Here is a 14890-nt window from a genome sequence, read left to right as displayed (position 1 = left end):
ATCAGGCCGGCGGCATGGCCGCGTGGGCTGCGCTGCAGTAGTCGCGTCCGCGCGCCTGCACCGTTTCGGAAGCGGGATAGAACACGCCGCAGTGGGCGCATTGCAGCATGGTCTCGACTTCGGTATTGCCATGCTGGCGTGCAGCGGCGGGGCCCGGGGCCGGGCCGGCACCGGCCGGCGGTGGCTGGTCGAACGGCTGCTGACGCTTTTGCGCTTCGCGGATCTTGCTGCGGATGGCAAAGCCGACCAGGAAGATCAGCGCCAGCCAGAACAGCAGGCGGCTCATATGGCCCCCTTGTGCAGCAGCACTTCCAGCACAAAGCGGCTGCCCACATAGGCCAGCAGCAGCGTGGCGAAACCGGCCAGCGTGAAGCTCAGCGCCGTGCGGCCACGCCAGCCGCGGAAGCGGCGGCCGGCCAGCAGGGCAGCAAACAGCAGCCATGACAGCAGCGTGAAGACGGATTTATGGTCCCACTTGAGGGCCTGGCCGAACACCTGTTCCGAGAACACGATGCCGGAAAACACGGTCAGGCTGAGCAGGGCAAAGCCGAAACTGATCATACGGAACAACAGCTTTTCCATGGTCAGCAGGGCCGGCAACTGATCCAGCGCATTCGTCAGGAAGGTTTTGCGCTGGGTGGCCGCGTGCAGGTGGCGCTCCTGCAGGGCCATCAGCACGGCATGGAAGGCCGCTACCGTCAGCGTGCTGTAGGCCATGGTGGCAATCGCGATATGCCAGCCGAACAGGGGCGACTTGTCTTCCAGCGCAATCACGCTGCCGGGGAAGCCCACCTGCAGCGCGACGACCAGCGCGGCATTCGGCATGACCAGATGGCGCATGCTGTCCAGACTGAAGTTGCGGTTTTCCACCCAGTAGGCCGCGACCGACACCCACAGGGCGGACGACAGCATGGCGGCAAAGCCGAGACGGATGGTGCCGACAGTGGCCAGATCGAACCACAGGCCGGCGCCATGCAGCAGCCAGGCTAGCGCCGTCATGGCGGAAATCAGACCGGCACGGCGCGAAGGCAGCGCCGCACATACGAGGTACAGCACGATGGCTGCGATGAGTAGGAAATTCTGCATAAGCCCCAGTTTACACTATCGCTCAGTCCACGGCAGCCATGCGCAGCTCATCGTTATGGTGGCGCTGCTGTTCTTCCATCACCAGCTGCCCCAGTTCGCGCTTGAGCGCATTGAATTCCGGTGCGGCCGGATCGCGCATGCGCGGCAGTTCCACCATCAGGTCGCGCTTGACGGTGCCGGGGCGGTAGGTCATGACGATGATGCGGTCGGCCAGATAGATGGCTTCCTCTATGCTGTGGGTGACGAAGATGATGGTCTTTTTCAGCTCGGCCCAGATGCGCAGCAGCTCGTCCTGCAGATTGCGCCGGGTCAGCGCATCGAGCGCGCCGAACGGCTCGTCCATCAGCATGATGGGTGAATCGAGCGCCAGCACGCGGGCAATCGCCACCCGCTGGCGCATGCCGCCGGACAGGTCCTTCGGATAGCGGTTGCGGAAGTCGCTCAGCGACAGCATGGCCAGCAGCCGGTCCACCGTCGCATTGATTTCGGCCTTGGCTAAGCCCTTGATCTGCAAGCCGAAAGCGATATTTTCCGCTACCGTCATCCAGGGGAACAGCGCATATTCCTGAAACACCATGCCCCGTTCCGGCCCCGGTGCGGTGACAGTCTGGCCATCGGCCACGATGCTGCCGCTGCTGGGCAGGGCAAAACCGGCAATTGCATTGAGCAGGGTGGATTTGCCGCAGCCCGAAGGGCCCAGCAGGCAGACGAACTGGCCGCGCGGGATTTCCAGATTGATGTCCTGCAGGGCCACCACGGCGCGTTCGTCGGTCTGGAACACCTTGCCGACATGTGCCACGCTGATATGTGCGCTATCCATTAGTTCTCCAGACCGCGGTGCCAGCGCAGCAGATAGTTATTCAGTTTGTTGACGGCGCTATCGATGGCCAGCCCCAGCAGGCCGATGGTAATCATGCCGGCCATGATCTTGTCCGACCAGAAGTACTCGCGCGCTTCCAGGATGCGGAAACCGAGGCCGTTGTTCACGGCGATCATCTCGGACACGATCACCACGATGAAGGCAGTGCCTATGCCGATCCGTACGCCCGACAATATATACGGCACGGCAGCAGGCAGGATCACGCGGATGAACAGCGTGCTGCCGCTGGCACCCAGATTGCGCGCCGCGCGCAGATAAATACCGTCTACCTGCCGTACTCCGGCGATGGTATTCATCAGCACAGGGAAGAAGGCGCCCAGCACGATCAGGAACACGGCCGGCGCATTCCCCAGCCCGAACCACAGGATGGACAGGGGAATATAGGCGATGGGCGGGATAGGGCGCAGCAACTGCATCAGCGGGTTAAACCATGCGTACACCAGCGGGCTGGCGCCCATCAGCAGGCCCAGTGGCAGCGCCAGTGCCGCGCCTATGGCAAAGCCCAGCGCCACGCGGTACAGGCTACCCAGCGCATCGAGAATCAGCTCACCCGATACGGCCCACGCCAGCCAGCTGCCCTGCTCCGCGCTATATGGCTGCACGGGCAGCAGATAGGCCAGCCAGCGCTCGGCCACCGCCAGCGGCGACGGCAGCATCTGCGGATTGGCCCAGCCCTGCGTGGCGGCCAGCTGCCAGATGGCGATCACGATGACGGGCACGATCATGCCCACCGCCAGCTGGCGCCAGCCCTGCCCTGCTTTGCGGCCCGCGCCGGCCATTATTTAACGCCCACGCTTTTCTTGGCCGCGTCCAGCAGGTCGGTCTTGACCCACTCTTTGGCAGCCGGCGGTTTGGCCATGCGGCCCACGCCCGTCTTGAACATCACGTCGGTCGTAATCTGGATATGTTCCGGCGTGACGTCGTAGGAATATGGCGAATTGCCGATGGCATCGTCGAAATCATCCTTGGTGATCTGGCCTTTGAACACGGTTTCGCGCACATATTTTTCGGCCAGCGCCGGCTGTTCGATAAAGGTCTTGGTGGCTTCGACGAAGCAGCGCATGAATTTTTCCGCCAGCGGGCGCTTCTCTTTATAGAACTTCTCCGTCATCACCATGGTGCGGATCGGTTCGCCGATAGGCGTGTCGTAAGGCTTGATGATTTCCGTGCCAAAGCCTTTGTTGATGGCCTGAGAAGACTGCGGTTCGGAGTTCATCATGGCATCGATGTTCTTGCCGATCAGCGCCTGATTCAGGTCAGCGAAAGGCAGATAGATCAGCTGCACATCCTTGCCCGGCTGGTCGGACGCCGTCAGGCCGGCCATCTGCAGCTCGGCCAGCAGCAGCACTTCCTGGATGCCGCCACGGGTCACGCCCACGCGCTTGCCTTTGAGATCCTTGACGGATTTGAGTTTCAGGTCGGCGCGGCTGACCAGCCGTGCACCGCCCTTGGCAAAGCCGGCCACCACCACGATGGGCGCGCCGCTGGCACGGCCGGAAATCGCCGCTTCCGAAGCCGTGGTGCCGACATCGAGCTCGCCGGCAATGATCCCCTGCATCACATCCAGGCCTTTGGCGAACACGCGCTCCTCCACCTTGATGCCGCATTTGGGAGCAATCTCCTTAATATAGGAGACCGCGCCGTAGTGGGCGAATTTCAGATTACCCAGCCGCACCACTTCCTGCGCCTGTGCCGGAGATACGGCCTGCGCCGTCATCAGGGCGCCCAGCACCAGCGTCTTCCACCAGATCGTACGTTTCATCGTGTTCATCCTCCCGATTCTTGTGATCACTGCATCATACCAACAGCTTGCGCTGCGCTGTCTGTTTCCACATAAGAATATAAACCATAAGCGCCTCCGTGGCGGGGGACTAGTGGCAGTGGATGGGGTAAAATGGCGGCCACTGTTTTAATCCGGGTTCATCATGCTAGACAATCTTACCCAACGCCTTGCCAAGGTCGTTAAAACCATGCGCGGCGAGGCCCGCCTGACGGAAGCCAACACCGCCGAAATGCTGCGCGAAGTGCGCATGGCCCTGCTCGAAGCCGACGTGGCCCTGCCAGCCGTGCGCGAATTCATCGCCCGCGTCAAGGAAAAAGCGCTGGGTGAAGAAGTCATCGCCTCGCTGTCGCCGGGTCAGGCGCTGGTCGGCGTGGTGCAACGCGAACTGGCCGCCCTGATGGGCGCCGATCTGGGCGCCGAAGCCACCCAGCTCAGCTTCGCCCAGCAGCCGCCCGCCATCATCCTGATGGCCGGTCTGCAAGGTGTGGGTAAAACCACCACGGTCGGTAAACTGGCCAAGTATCTGAAAGAAGAGAAGAAAAAGAAAGTGCTGACCGTGTCGGCCGACGTGTATCGTCCGGCCGCTATCGCCCAGCTGCAATCGGTCACGGGTCAGGTTGGCGCCGACTTCTTCCCTTCCACCGCACAGGACAAGCCGGTCGATATCGCCCTGGCGGCACTGGACTGGGCCAAGAAGCACTACCACGATGTGCTGATCATCGACACGGCCGGCCGTCTCGGTATCGATGAAGAGATGATGCGCGAAATCGCTGCCGTGCACAGCGCCGTCAAGCCTATCGAAACCCTGTTCGTGGTCGATGCCATGCTGGGTCAGGATGCCATCAACACAGCCAAGGCCTTTAACGATGCGCTGCCGCTGACCGGTATCGTGCTGACCAAGCTCGATGGCGATTCGCGCGGCGGTGCAGCGCTGTCGGTACGCCACATTACGGGCAAGCCGATCAAGTTTGCCGGTGTGTCGGAAAAACTCGACGGTCTGGAAGCTTTCGACCCTACCCGTATGGCCAACCGCGTGCTGGGCATGGGCGACATTCTGGCGCTGGTGGAAGAAGCCCGCAAAGGCGTGGACAGCAAGGCCGCTGCCGATCTGGCCAACAAGATCAAGGTGGGCGGCAAGTTCGACATGAACGACTTCAAGGCCCAGCTGGGCCAGATGAAGAAAATGGGCGGCATGGCCAATCTGATGGACAAGCTGCCAGCCCAGTTCCAGCAGGCCGCCAACGGCGCCAACATGGATCAGGCGGACAAGCAGGTACGCCGCATGGTCGGTATTATCGACTCGATGACACCGCAGGAACGCGCCAAGCCGGAGCTGATCAAAGCCACCCGCAAACGCCGTATTGCCGCCGGTGCCGGCGTGCAGGTGCAGGAAGTGAACCGCATGCTGACCCAGTTCGAGCAGATGCAGACCATGATGAAAAAGCTCTCGGGCGGCGGCATGATGAAGATGATGCGCTCGATGAAGGGCATGATGCCGGGCATGCGCTAGGCAAAGCCATAAGTAGAAAAATGCGGGGCAAAACGCCCCGCAACGTTGTGCCTCCCTCGAGAAAGCCCGTGTTTACGTGGTGTTTCCGGGAAAAAACGCGAAAAACACTTGCACATAGCGCAAATCACCACCAATATTAACCGGTGCGATCAATTGCGCAATTTTTCCATGTGTTCGTTAAGGAGGCTCGAATATGGCAACAGCCAAAAAAACCCCAGCAGCACCCGCTAAGAAAGCTGCGGCCGCTAAACCGGCAGCCGCGAAGAAAGCCGCACCAGCCAAGGCAGCAGCCGCCAAGCCTGCCGCAGTGAAAAAAGCGCCGGCCGCACCGCGCAAACCCAACGCCGCCTTCATGAAGGCCATGACCCCATCGGCCGCACTGGCAGCCGTGGTGGGCGCAGCTCCGCTGCCACGCACGGAAGTCACCAAAAAAGTCTGGGATTACATCAAGAAGCTCGACCTGCAAGATCCGGCCAACCGCCGCATGATCAATGCCGACGACAAGCTGAAAGCTGTATTCGGCGGCAAAGCTCAGGTGTCCATGTTCGAAATGACCAAGCTCATTTCCGACCACCTGAAGTAATCGCAGTACTGCGCTGTAACCCTTTAAATCAAAGGGTTACAGAATTCCCCTTCTTGCGTTTCCATCCCTTCCGCGCAACCTTCTGCCGACTCCGCTTGCTTCTTTGAGCGCCGTCAAATATCACCCCGTATTTCCAACTCCACACTTAGCGGCAACGATGCCGGACCAGCGCAATTCGGCTAGACTGGATAAATCATCCAGATTAGTGCGAGGCCGCCATGGCTAGGCTAAACCGTCCTCACGAAACACCAGCAAAGGCCCGCTGCGAGAGCCCCGTCACCCCAGAAGAAACCATAGCGCAAGCTCGTGCCCGCCGCATGGCTGCACTCCGGAAGATCGCCGGCTTGTGGGCAGAACGGGAAGACATTCCTGCAGATGGACTGGATTATCAGCGCGCTCTGAGGGCTGAATGGCGCTAGTCCTTTTCGACAGCAACATCCTCTATGAACTGCACACACAGACGCTGGTTCAGGTCGTGAATATCGACGCACCTGATGCGGCGCGCGGTCAGTAAGCAAGTAGCCGGCTAGCGCGCACTACCCACTGCCATGCGCGGCGCGATCGCGTTGCCTATTTCGGCGGGCAGCTTCCAGTGGTTCCATGCTGCCAGTACGGCATTCGGATAATCGGACTTGCCGCGGCTGCCGTTGTAGCGGCCCAGCGCCAGAAACAGATTGCCTGCTTCCATATCGAGATACATGCGCAGGATGGCACAGCCATAGCGCAGATTGGTCTGCATATTGAATAGCGCGCTGCGGTTATGGTCGCCGATCACGCTGGTCCAGAACGGCATCACCTGCATATAGCCGCGCGCGCCCACCATAGACACGGCATATTTACGATAGGCTGATTCCACCTGTATCAGGCCCAGCACCATGGCCGGATCGAGCCCGGCGCGGCGCGCTTCATACCACACGGTGGCAAGGAATTCGGTACGGGTCTGCTGGTCGGGCAGGCGCCGTTGCAGGCGTGCCGACATCTGCTCCAGCCACTGCTGGTAACGCTGACGCTCCGCTTCCGTGCGGAAGCTGGGCTGCGGTGGCGCCGCATCGCGGATGGCGTTGGCCAGCGCCAGCCGCACCGAGTCGGCCAGCGCTTCTTCCTTCTGGTTGCCGGCCAGCGCGGGCAGCGTTGCGGCCAGTAACACTGCCGCAGCGCCCCATCGCACTAGCCTGCGTTGCCGTTTCACGCTGCGATCTTGCCTTTGATGAAGCTGATCACATCGGCCACCGGCACGGCAGTCGCTTCCGTATCGCGACGGCCCTGATATTCCAGATTGCCTTCTTTCAGGCCACGGTCGCCGATCACCACGCGGTGCGGTACGCCGATCAGCTCCCAGTCGGCAAACATGCCGCCCGGACGCAGACCACGATCATCCAGAATCACGTCGATGCCGGCCGCCACGGCTTCTGCATACAGACGCTCGGTGGTTTCCTTGACCGCCTCGCTGCGATCCATACCCATAGGGCACAGCACCAGTTCGAACGGTGCCAGCGCGGCTGGCCAGATGATGCCCTTGTCATCGAAGTTCTGCTCGATGGCGGCGCCCAGAATACGCGTCACGCCGATACCGTAGCAGCCCATCTGCAGCGGTGCAGGTTTGCCGTTTTCGTCGAGGAAGGTAGCTTTCATCGATTCCGAATAGGCGGTACCCAGCTGGAATACGTGGCCCACTTCGATGCCGCGCTCGATCGCCAGCACGCCTTTGCCGTCCGGCGAAGCGTCGCCAGCCACCACGTTGCGCAGGTCGGCGACGATGCTAGGCTCGGCCGTATCGCGGCCCCAGTTGGCGCCCGTGTAGTGGAAACCGGCGTCGTTGGCGCCGCAGACGAAGTCGGCCATATTGGCCACGGTGCGATCAGCCACCACGGTGACTGGCGCTTTGGTGCCGACCGGGCCCAGATAGCCCGGTACGCAGCCGTAGACTTCCAGAATTTCCGCTTCGGTCGAGAAGCGGTAGGCGCCCAGACCGGCCACTTTGTTAACCTTGACTTCGTTCAGTTCGTGGTCGCCACGCAACAGCAGCATGAAATACTGTTTAGTCAGTTTGCCGTCGGTTTCCGTTTCCACCGTCAGGGCGATGGTTTTCACGGTGCGGCTCAGGTCCAGCTTGAGCTGTTCGGCCACGGTCTCGCACTTGGTGGCGTCAGGCGTGGCCACCTTGGTCAGTGCTTCGGCAGCGGCCGGACGGCTGGCGACCAGCGGCAGCGCTTCGGCCGCTTCCATATTGGCGGCGTAATCGGAATCGGCGCAGTACACCAGCGCATCTTCGCCGGTGCTGGCGATGACGTGGAATTCGTGCGAGCCGGTACCGCCGATGGCGCCGTTATCGGCAGCCACGGCGCGGAATTTCAGACCGAAGCGGTTGAAGATGGACACATAGGCGTCAAACATGCGCTGGTAGGACTGCTGCATGCCGGCCTGATCGCGGTCGAAGGAATAGGCATCCTTCATGGTGAACTCGCGGCCGCGCATCAAGCCGAAGCGTGGACGGCGCTCGTCGCGGAACTTGGTCTGGATGTGGTAAAAATTCAACGGCAGCTGACGGTAGGATTTGATTTCCGTACGGACTACGTCGGTAATCACCTCTTCCGACGTCGGCTGGATGGCGAAGTCACGGCCGTGGCGGTCTTTCACGCGCAGCAGTTCCGGGCCCATTTTGTCCCAGCGGCCAGTCTCCTGCCACAGTTCGGCAGGCTGTACCAGCGGCATCAGCAGCTCGATAGCGCCGGCCTTGTTCATCTCTTCACGTATGATGGCTTCGACTTTACGGATGATGCGCAGGCCCATCGGCATATAGGTATAGATACCGGAACCGAGGCGTTTGATCATGCCGGCGCGCATCATCAGCTGGTGGCTGACGATCTCGGCGTCGGAAGGAGCTTCTTTAAGCGTGGAAATAAAAAATCGTGAGGCGCGCATACGGTGAATTCTTTTTAAAAAGAGAGGGTTATAATCAACCTAATTTTAAAGGATTAGCTGGCTGATGCGTCCATACTTTATACAAATGCGTTCAATTGATGCCTGTCCGGCCGCTTTCGTACCCCGAAAGACGTGCCGGCGTGCGGTTTTGTGGGCAAAAATATAAGCAGGGAGCTCGGTCGCAGAAAGTATTGAGGTGCAATATGCTCGATCGTGAAGGGTTTCGGCCCAACGTCGGCATTATCCTGCTAAACGCCCAGAACGAGGTGTGGTGGGGTAAACGGGTGCGCGAGCACTCCTGGCAGTTTCCGCAAGGCGGCATTAAATATGGAGAAACGCCGGAACAGGCGATGTACCGGGAGCTGGAAGAGGAAATCGGATTAAGGGCAGAACATGTAAAAATCGTCGGTCGCACGCGTGACTGGCTGCGTTACGAGGTACCGGATCACTTTATCAAGCGGGAAATCCGTGGCCATTACCGTGGCCAGAAGCAGATCTGGTTCCTGTTGCGCATGTGCGCACGCGACAACGATGTAAATCTGCGCCTGACCGACCACCCCGAGTTCGACGCCTGGCGCTGGCATGACTACTGGGTGCCGCTGGATGTGGTGATTGAATTCAAGCGCGACGTCTATCAGCGTGCCTTGCAGGAGCTGTCGCGTTTCCTGACCTGGCCCGCCAACGGTCAGGAGCGTCGCCACGGCGCACGCTATCTGCGCCAGCCGCGCAACAACCCGCCGGCTGCAGTACAGACCGCTAACACGGCCAGCGCAACGCCGGCCGCACCATGCGGCAACGCAGCAGAAACAGCGCCCGCACCGGCCGGTAGCGACGCTGCAGCCAGCAAAAGCAGCTAAAAACAGCCGGCATCGCAACGCAACAAACACCAACGGGACAGCATGCTGTCCCGTTGTCATTTCTGCCCGCAACGGCCTAGCAGGTACAATACCGCCATGTTTAATCCATCTTCCGACGACGTCCGCCGCTTCTTCTGCGAGACCTTCCGCAAGCAGCGGGCCAACGAACTCCTGACCCCGCTCGAAGCCATGGCCAGCGACTGGATACGCCACCACCCCGAATACCACGATGTGCTGGCCGATGTGGAACAGGCACTGACGCGCGACTACTCGGGCGGCAATGTCAGCAATCCCTTCCTGCATCTGTCCATGCACCTGTCGATCGACGAGCAGATTTCCATCGACCAGCCGCCCGGCATCCGTGCCGCCGCCACAGCGCTAACGCTGAAGCTGGATGACGCCCACGCCGCCCAGCACGCCATCATGGAATGTCTCGGTGAAATGATCTGGAACGCCCAGCGCAACGGCACCCAGCCTGACGGCGCCGCCTATATCGAAGCGGTACGCCGTCTGCTGTAAGCGGCAAGAACAAAGAAAATCCGCCGCTAAAAGCATCGGGGCCAGCGGGCCGCGCCGGCAGATCACTGATCTGCTGCGCTGCCCGTCTGGCCCCGACGGCTGAGTAAGCCTGGTAGCCGCTTAGCGGTGCGACACCAGACTGCCCGGCAGGCTGTGCAGGTAGGCCGCGATGTCGCGGATATCCTGATCGCTCAACGCTTTAACCTGACCACCCATAATGGCATTGTTACGGCCGTTGGCCGCATCGCCGCGCTTGTAGGCAGTCAGCGCGTGCTCGAGGTAATCCTTGTGCTGGCCAGCCAGCTTCGGATAGCTGGGATCGATAGGGCTGTTGAAGTCTTTGCCATGGCAGGCGAAGCAGCTGTATTTCTCCGTCAGGGCTTTGCCTGCATCGATATTGCCACCCGCAACAGCGGAGTAGGACACGGTGGCGCATGCCAGTGCGATTAACAGTTTTTTCATGTCCCTATCCTTATTTTGCGCTAGCCGTTTGCTGCGAATAGTACGCTGCCACATCCGCGATATCCTGATCCGACAGGCTGGCCGCGATACCCTTCATGCTCGGGTGTTTGCGATCGCCCTTCTGGTAGGCCTTCAGCGCGCCTTCGATGAACTTGGCCGACTGGCCGCCTATCATAGGCACTTGGAACGACTCGGGGAAGCTGGCTTTGTAGCCGGGAATCCCATGACAACCGATACACATTTCAATCTTTGCTTTGGCATTCTGGGCATTGCCCACGAGGTCAGCTGCTGAAGCCAGACTAGCGCAACCAGCGAGCACGAGGAGTGCGGAGATTTTTTTCATAGTGTGTGCAAGGTAAGTAATCGGATACTACCGCGGATGCAAAAACTTGACATTTGCATTGAGCTTGCGATTCTAACTCAAGAAATATTGCGCGGCTACGCAATTCATTGCCATTACAACACACTGCCCCGCACTCTGTTGCACGCAGCATCCGAGCCCCGCCTCTAGCGTTCTCCCCTATACTGACGTTTCCCTTTTTTACTGTAGAAATCAAAGCCCCATGTCTGCTACACCGCGCTTCGAAGGTTCCGCTCAATACGTCGCTACCAATGACCTGAAACTGGCCGTGAATGCGGCTTTGACGCTGCAACGCCCGCTCCTGATCAAGGGCGAACCGGGCACCGGCAAAACCATGCTGGCGGAAGAAGTGGCCGCCGCACTGGGCATGCCCTTGCTGCAATGGCATGTCAAATCGACCACCAAAGCCCAGCAAGGCCTGTATGAATATGACGCCGTTTCGCGCCTGCGCGATTCCCAGCTCGGCGACGAGCGCGTGCGCGAGATCAATAACTACATCGTCAAAGGCGTGCTGTGGCAGGCTTTTACAACAGATCAGCCGGTAGTGCTGCTGATCGACGAAATCGACAAGGCCGACATCGAATTCCCCAACGATCTGCTGCGCGAACTGGACCGCATGGAATTCTATGTCTACGAAACCCGCGAGATGGTGCGCGCCAAACACCGTCCGCTGGTGATCATCACTTCCAACAACGAGAAGGAGCTGCCGGACGCCTTCCTGCGCCGCTGCTTCTTCCACTACATCCAGTTCCCGGACCGCGACACCATGGAGCAGATCGTGCAGGTGCACTACCCGCATCTGAAGAAAGAGCTGCTGGCACAGGCACTGCAGACCTTCTACGACCTGCGCAACGTACAGGGCCTGAAGAAGAAGCCCTCCACCTCGGAATTCCTCGACTGGCTCAAGCTGCTGATGGCAGAAGACATTCCGCCTGCCGCCCTGCGCAGCGACGATGCCAAGGCCATCGTGCCGCCGCTGCATGGCGCCCTGCTGAAAAACGAGCAGGATGTGCACCTGTTCGAACGTCTGGTCTATATGTCACGGAATAATCGCTGATGCATACTCTCGCCCACCCTGCCGCACCTATCGCGCCCGTCACGCTGGAACTGCACGGCGTACGCCTCGAGCCACTGGGTCCGCAGCATGCGGACGGCCTGCGCGCCGCTGCCAGCGACGGCGAACTGTGGAAGCTGCGCATCACTTCCGTGCCGGAACCCGATCAGGTGGACGCCTACATCAGCAAGGCACTGGGCCAGCGCCCCGAACGGCTGGCCTTCGCCGTGCTCGATGCGGCCAGCGGCAAGGTGCTGGGCACCACCAGCTACCACGACATCGTGCCGGCCATCGCCCGGCTCGAAATCGGCTATACCTGGTATGCACGCAGCGCCCAGCGCAGCCACGTCAACACCAGCTGCAAGCTGATGCTGATGACGCACGCCTTCGAAACGCTGGGCGCGGCGCTGGTCGGCCTGCGCACGGATAATTTCAACCACGCCTCGCAGGCCGCCATCGAAAGGCTGGGTGCGAAGAAGGATGGCGTGCTGCGCCACCACGCCCTGCGCCGCGACGGCAGCGTGCGCGACACCGTCATGTACAGCATCACGGCCGGCGAATGGCCGGAAATCAAAGCCCACCTGCGCTACAAGCTGGCGCAACACGGAACCGTCTGACATGCTGATCGATTTTTTCTACACGCTGAGGGACGCCAAGATCCCCGTCACCATCAAGGAATTTCTCACCTTGCTGGAGGCATTGCAGAAGCAGGTGATAGCCCCCTCCTTCGATGATTTCTACTATCTGGCCCGCATCACGCTGGTCAAGGACGAAGCCCATTTCGACAAGTTCGACCGCGCGTTCGGCCTGTATTTCAAAGGCATACAGGCCGCCTTCGAGCAAAACGGTACGATACCGCTGGACTGGCTGGTGCAGCGCATGAAGCGCGAACTGAGCGAAGAACAGCGCGCCGCACTGGAAAAGTACGGCTACGACAAGCTGATGGACCGCCTGCAGGAGCTGCTCAAGGAGCAGAAGGAACGCCACGAAGGCGGCAGCAAATGGATAGGCACGGGCGGCACTTCGCCGTTCGGCCACGGCGGCACCAATCCGGAAGGCATACGCATAGGCGGCAAGGGCGGCAACCGCACTGCCGTCAAAGTGTGGGAAGCCCGTAACTACAAGGACTACGACGGCGAACGGGAAATCGGCACACGCAACATCAAGGTAGCGCTGCGCCGCCTGCGCAAGTTCGCCCGTCTGGGCGCAGCGGAAGAACTGGCGCTGGATGCCACCATCCGCGCCACCGCCAGCAACGCCGGCTACCTCGACATCAAGATGCAGCCCGAGCGCAAGAACAACATCAAGGTGCTGATGCTGTTCGACGTGGGCGGCACCATGGACGACCATATCGAGCGCACGGAAGAACTGTTCTCGGCCGCCCGCAGCGAATTCAAGAACATGGAATTCTTCTACTTCCACAACTGCGTGTACGACTACCTGTGGAAGAACAACCGCCGCCGCCACGCCGAACGCTTCCCGGCCTGGGACATCCTGCGCAAATATCCGCCCGATACCAAACTGATTTTCGTCGGCGACGCCACCATGAGCCCCTACGAAATCCTGCAGCCGGGCGGCTCGGTGGAGTATAACAATCAGGAAGCGGGCGCGGTCTGGCTGCAGCGCTTTACCGCTACCTTCCCCAAATTCGTCTGGCTCAATCCCGAGCCGGCCGGCGTCTGGCAGTACCGCCAGTCCATCTCCATCATCGACCAGCTGATGAACCGTCGCATGTTCCCCCTCACCATGGACGGGCTGGAACGGGCCATGCGTACCCTTAGCAAATAGTTACGCTATCGCCTGCGCGCCACACTACAGACCCTGCAGTGTGGCGCATGGACTAACCCGAGGATACAATTGCATACAAACCTCAAGTTGCTCTTGAGGCGTGCGTCCTTTAGCCTGTAGCCCCTGTTGACACCCCAAGCCAAGTTGTCCCGGGATATAAGCACCAATGTTATACCAACGATCATTTTCGGAACGGCTACGCCGGCTCCGCCCACGCCAGCTCCTACTGAGCCTGTTGCTGCTGGAAGCCATAATCTTCCTGCTCGATATGGACACGGGGGCAAGCATCTCCTATGCCCCTTTCCTGAGCATTCCCACTGCCATGGCAGCATGGTGGCTAGGACGCTGGCCCGCCCTGCTGTTTGTAGTCTTATCAACTGCAGCGCGCGTGATCGACTACAGCATCATGCGGGTTCCGCACCAGTCGCCGCTGATGCTGACCTACGACGTCCTGCAAAGCGCGGCGTTTTATGGCTGCGTAGCCCTGCTCGCCCTGGCACTGCGGCGCCAGCGCGACCATCTGCTCGAGCATGCGCGCCATATCCGCAGCAGCGTCAAACACGAGCGCCACCTGCGCCATCTCGATTCCTCGATACGACGGGCAGTACCCGACGATGTACCGGCGATTATCCGCCTCACTTCGCTCGCTGGCGCCAGTGGCAACTTTGATCAGGTAGTCACCGACAGTGTGCGCCAGGCTGCGCTGGATTCCAGCTTCCGCGCCGGCATATTGCAGGGTAGCGCCTTGCGCGATGTCTGGGGCGGAGGCCAATGCACTGTGCCCATCGAATTCTGGGTCGCCGAGTTCGAAGGAGAAGTACACAGTTATATGATGTTGCTCGGCATGGACCAGCAGGATGTCCTCGCACGTGAACTGCATGCCATGGTGGTCGATCCACGCTACCGCAGCCAAGGCCTGGGCAATCTGATGGTCGATTTTTTCTGCGCGCACTACAAGCAGCGTGCTCTCATCGCCGCATGCCGGCCCGACTCCACCATGCTGTCCATGCTGCTGAAACGGGGCTTTGCCCAGACTGCCGTTTCCGACCAGGGCTATCTGCTGTTACGGCGCGCGAGCTAGCCGG

At 60.4% G+C, this 14890-nt stretch carries 17 protein-coding genes; 8 read left to right on the top strand and 9 right to left on the bottom strand.

Features of this window, described 5'->3' with window-relative positions; all coding sequences use genetic code 11:
* Position 1: 1 nt before the first annotated feature.
* The 5 genes from GTP23_RS01885 to GTP23_RS01865 are packed head-to-tail and all read right to left on the bottom strand — an operon-like array spanning position 2 to position 3728.
* On the bottom strand, positions 2-286 hold the full coding sequence (locus GTP23_RS01885; RefSeq protein WP_161033621.1) for a PP0621 family protein: 285 nt from the start codon (positions 284-286) through the stop codon (positions 2-4).
* Positions 283-1086 carry a cytochrome C assembly family protein gene (locus GTP23_RS01880; RefSeq protein ID WP_155432871.1) on the bottom strand — a complete coding sequence of 268 codons (804 nt, stop codon included), beginning with the start codon at positions 1084-1086 and terminating at the stop codon, positions 283-285. Before GTP23_RS01880 ends, GTP23_RS01885 begins: the two co-directional genes overlap by 4 nt.
* Positions 1087-1108: 22 nt before the next feature.
* On the bottom strand, positions 1109-1906 hold the full coding sequence (locus GTP23_RS01875) for an ABC transporter ATP-binding protein (RefSeq protein ID WP_161033620.1): 798 nt from the start codon (positions 1904-1906) through the stop codon (positions 1109-1111).
* Positions 1906-2745, bottom strand: a complete 840-nt coding sequence (locus GTP23_RS01870) for an ABC transporter permease (RefSeq protein ID WP_202411890.1) — start codon at positions 2743-2745, stop codon at positions 1906-1908. Before GTP23_RS01870 ends, GTP23_RS01875 begins: the two co-directional genes overlap by 1 nt.
* A complete protein-coding gene (locus tag GTP23_RS01865) occupies positions 2745-3728 on the bottom strand; it encodes an ABC transporter substrate-binding protein (RefSeq protein ID WP_161033619.1) in 984 nt (327 codons plus the stop codon). Before GTP23_RS01865 ends, GTP23_RS01870 begins: the two co-directional genes overlap by 1 nt.
* Positions 3729-3891: 163 nt before the next feature.
* Between GTP23_RS01865 and ffh the strand changes: the two genes are divergently transcribed.
* Complete coding sequence (gene ffh, locus GTP23_RS01860; protein WP_155432868.1) at positions 3892-5259, top strand: signal recognition particle protein; 1368 nt, start codon at positions 3892-3894, stop codon at positions 5257-5259.
* Between the two features lie 193 nt (positions 5260-5452).
* Positions 5453-5842, top strand: coding sequence for an SWIB/MDM2 domain-containing protein (locus GTP23_RS01855; protein ID WP_155432867.1), 390 nt, complete (start codon positions 5453-5455; stop codon positions 5840-5842).
* Between the two features lie 526 nt (positions 5843-6368).
* On the opposite strand, the gene GTP23_RS01850 is transcribed toward GTP23_RS01855, so the two are convergent.
* Together GTP23_RS01850 and GTP23_RS01845 are read right to left on the bottom strand one after the other, a co-directional pair.
* Complete coding sequence (locus tag GTP23_RS01850) at positions 6369-6989, bottom strand: lytic transglycosylase domain-containing protein (protein WP_371866782.1); 621 nt, start codon at positions 6987-6989, stop codon at positions 6369-6371.
* A 38-nt stretch (positions 6990-7027) separates the two neighbouring features.
* A complete protein-coding gene (locus GTP23_RS01845; protein ID WP_155432866.1) occupies positions 7028-8764 on the bottom strand; it encodes a proline--tRNA ligase in 1737 nt (578 codons plus the stop codon).
* Positions 8765-8967: 203 nt separating this feature from the next.
* On the opposite strand from GTP23_RS01845, the gene GTP23_RS01840 reads away from it, so the two are divergent.
* Both GTP23_RS01840 and GTP23_RS01835 read left to right on the top strand, forming a co-directional pair.
* Complete coding sequence (locus GTP23_RS01840; RefSeq protein ID WP_229255890.1) at positions 8968-9621, top strand: RNA pyrophosphohydrolase; 654 nt, start codon at positions 8968-8970, stop codon at positions 9619-9621.
* A 96-nt stretch (positions 9622-9717) separates the two neighbouring features.
* Positions 9718-10140 carry a DUF1841 family protein gene (locus GTP23_RS01835; protein ID WP_161033618.1) on the top strand — a complete coding sequence of 141 codons (423 nt, stop codon included), beginning with the start codon at positions 9718-9720 and terminating at the stop codon, positions 10138-10140.
* 120 nt (positions 10141-10260) lie between these two features.
* On the opposite strand, the gene GTP23_RS01830 is transcribed toward GTP23_RS01835, so the two are convergent.
* Both GTP23_RS01830 and GTP23_RS01825 read right to left on the bottom strand, forming a co-directional pair.
* Positions 10261-10602: a c-type cytochrome gene (locus GTP23_RS01830; RefSeq protein ID WP_161033617.1), complete on the bottom strand. Its 342-nt coding sequence runs from the start codon at positions 10600-10602 to the stop codon at positions 10261-10263.
* Between the two features lie 10 nt (positions 10603-10612).
* Entirely contained in the window at positions 10613-10945 is a 333-nt protein-coding gene (locus GTP23_RS01825; protein WP_155432863.1) for a c-type cytochrome, read from the bottom strand.
* A 220-nt stretch (positions 10946-11165) separates the two neighbouring features.
* On the opposite strand from GTP23_RS01825, the gene GTP23_RS01820 reads away from it, so the two are divergent.
* The 4 genes from GTP23_RS01820 to GTP23_RS01805 all read left to right on the top strand — a co-directional run bounded on the left by GTP23_RS01820 (position 11166) and on the right by GTP23_RS01805 (position 14886).
* Complete coding sequence (locus GTP23_RS01820; RefSeq protein WP_155432862.1) at positions 11166-12020, top strand: AAA family ATPase; 855 nt, start codon at positions 11166-11168, stop codon at positions 12018-12020.
* Positions 12020-12634, top strand: coding sequence for a GNAT family N-acetyltransferase (locus GTP23_RS01815; RefSeq protein WP_161033616.1), 615 nt, complete (start codon positions 12020-12022; stop codon positions 12632-12634). Before GTP23_RS01820 ends, GTP23_RS01815 begins: the two co-directional genes overlap by 1 nt.
* Position 12635: 1 nt before the next feature.
* Positions 12636-13805 (top strand): vWA domain-containing protein, encoded by a 1170-nt coding sequence (locus GTP23_RS01810; protein WP_161033615.1) that lies wholly within the window; start codon positions 12636-12638, stop codon positions 13803-13805.
* A gap of 235 nt (positions 13806-14040) precedes the next feature.
* The gene (locus tag GTP23_RS01805) at positions 14041-14886 is read left to right on the top strand and encodes a GNAT family N-acetyltransferase (RefSeq protein ID WP_161033614.1); all 846 of its coding nucleotides are present in this window, start codon (positions 14041-14043) and stop codon (positions 14884-14886) included.
* The last annotated feature ends 4 nt before the right edge of the window (positions 14887-14890 follow it).

It is taken from the genome of Duganella fentianensis, assembly GCF_009857835.1.
GTDB lineage: Bacteria > Pseudomonadota > Gammaproteobacteria > Burkholderiales > Burkholderiaceae_D > Rugamonas > Rugamonas fentianensis.
Note: the sequence above shows the minus strand (reverse complement) of the source record. Positions and strands in the feature narration are given on the sequence as shown.

Excerpts from the sequence above, each read along its gene's own strand:
- GTP23_RS01885 (WP_161033621.1), bottom strand. The coding sequence starts at position 286 with ATGAGCCGCCTGCTGTTCTGGCTGGCGCTGATCTTCCTGGTCGGCTTT.
- GTP23_RS01880 (WP_155432871.1), bottom strand. The coding sequence starts at position 1,086 with ATGCAGAATTTCCTACTCATCGCAGCCATCGTGCTGTACCTCGTATGT.
- GTP23_RS01875 (WP_161033620.1), bottom strand. The coding sequence starts at position 1,906 with ATGGATAGCGCACATATCAGCGTGGCACATGTCGGCAAGGTGTTCCAG.
- GTP23_RS01870 (WP_202411890.1), bottom strand. The coding sequence starts at position 2,745 with ATGGCCGGCGCGGGCCGCAAAGCAGGGCAGGGCTGGCGCCAGCTGGCG.
- GTP23_RS01865 (WP_161033619.1), bottom strand. The coding sequence starts at position 3,728 with ATGAAACGTACGATCTGGTGGAAGACGCTGGTGCTGGGCGCCCTGATG.
- ffh (WP_155432868.1), top strand. The coding sequence starts at position 3,892 with ATGCTAGACAATCTTACCCAACGCCTTGCCAAGGTCGTTAAAACCATG.
- GTP23_RS01855 (WP_155432867.1), top strand. The coding sequence starts at position 5,453 with ATGGCAACAGCCAAAAAAACCCCAGCAGCACCCGCTAAGAAAGCTGCG.
- GTP23_RS01845 (WP_155432866.1), bottom strand. The coding sequence starts at position 8,764 with ATGCGCGCCTCACGATTTTTTATTTCCACGCTTAAAGAAGCTCCTTCC.
- GTP23_RS01840 (WP_229255890.1), top strand. The coding sequence starts at position 8,968 with ATGCTCGATCGTGAAGGGTTTCGGCCCAACGTCGGCATTATCCTGCTA.
- GTP23_RS01835 (WP_161033618.1), top strand. The coding sequence starts at position 9,718 with ATGTTTAATCCATCTTCCGACGACGTCCGCCGCTTCTTCTGCGAGACC.
- GTP23_RS01830 (WP_161033617.1), bottom strand. The coding sequence starts at position 10,602 with ATGAAAAAACTGTTAATCGCACTGGCATGCGCCACCGTGTCCTACTCC.
- GTP23_RS01825 (WP_155432863.1), bottom strand. The coding sequence starts at position 10,945 with ATGAAAAAAATCTCCGCACTCCTCGTGCTCGCTGGTTGCGCTAGTCTG.
- GTP23_RS01820 (WP_155432862.1), top strand. The coding sequence starts at position 11,166 with ATGTCTGCTACACCGCGCTTCGAAGGTTCCGCTCAATACGTCGCTACC.
- GTP23_RS01815 (WP_161033616.1), top strand. The coding sequence starts at position 12,020 with ATGCATACTCTCGCCCACCCTGCCGCACCTATCGCGCCCGTCACGCTG.
- GTP23_RS01810 (WP_161033615.1), top strand. The coding sequence starts at position 12,636 with ATGCTGATCGATTTTTTCTACACGCTGAGGGACGCCAAGATCCCCGTC.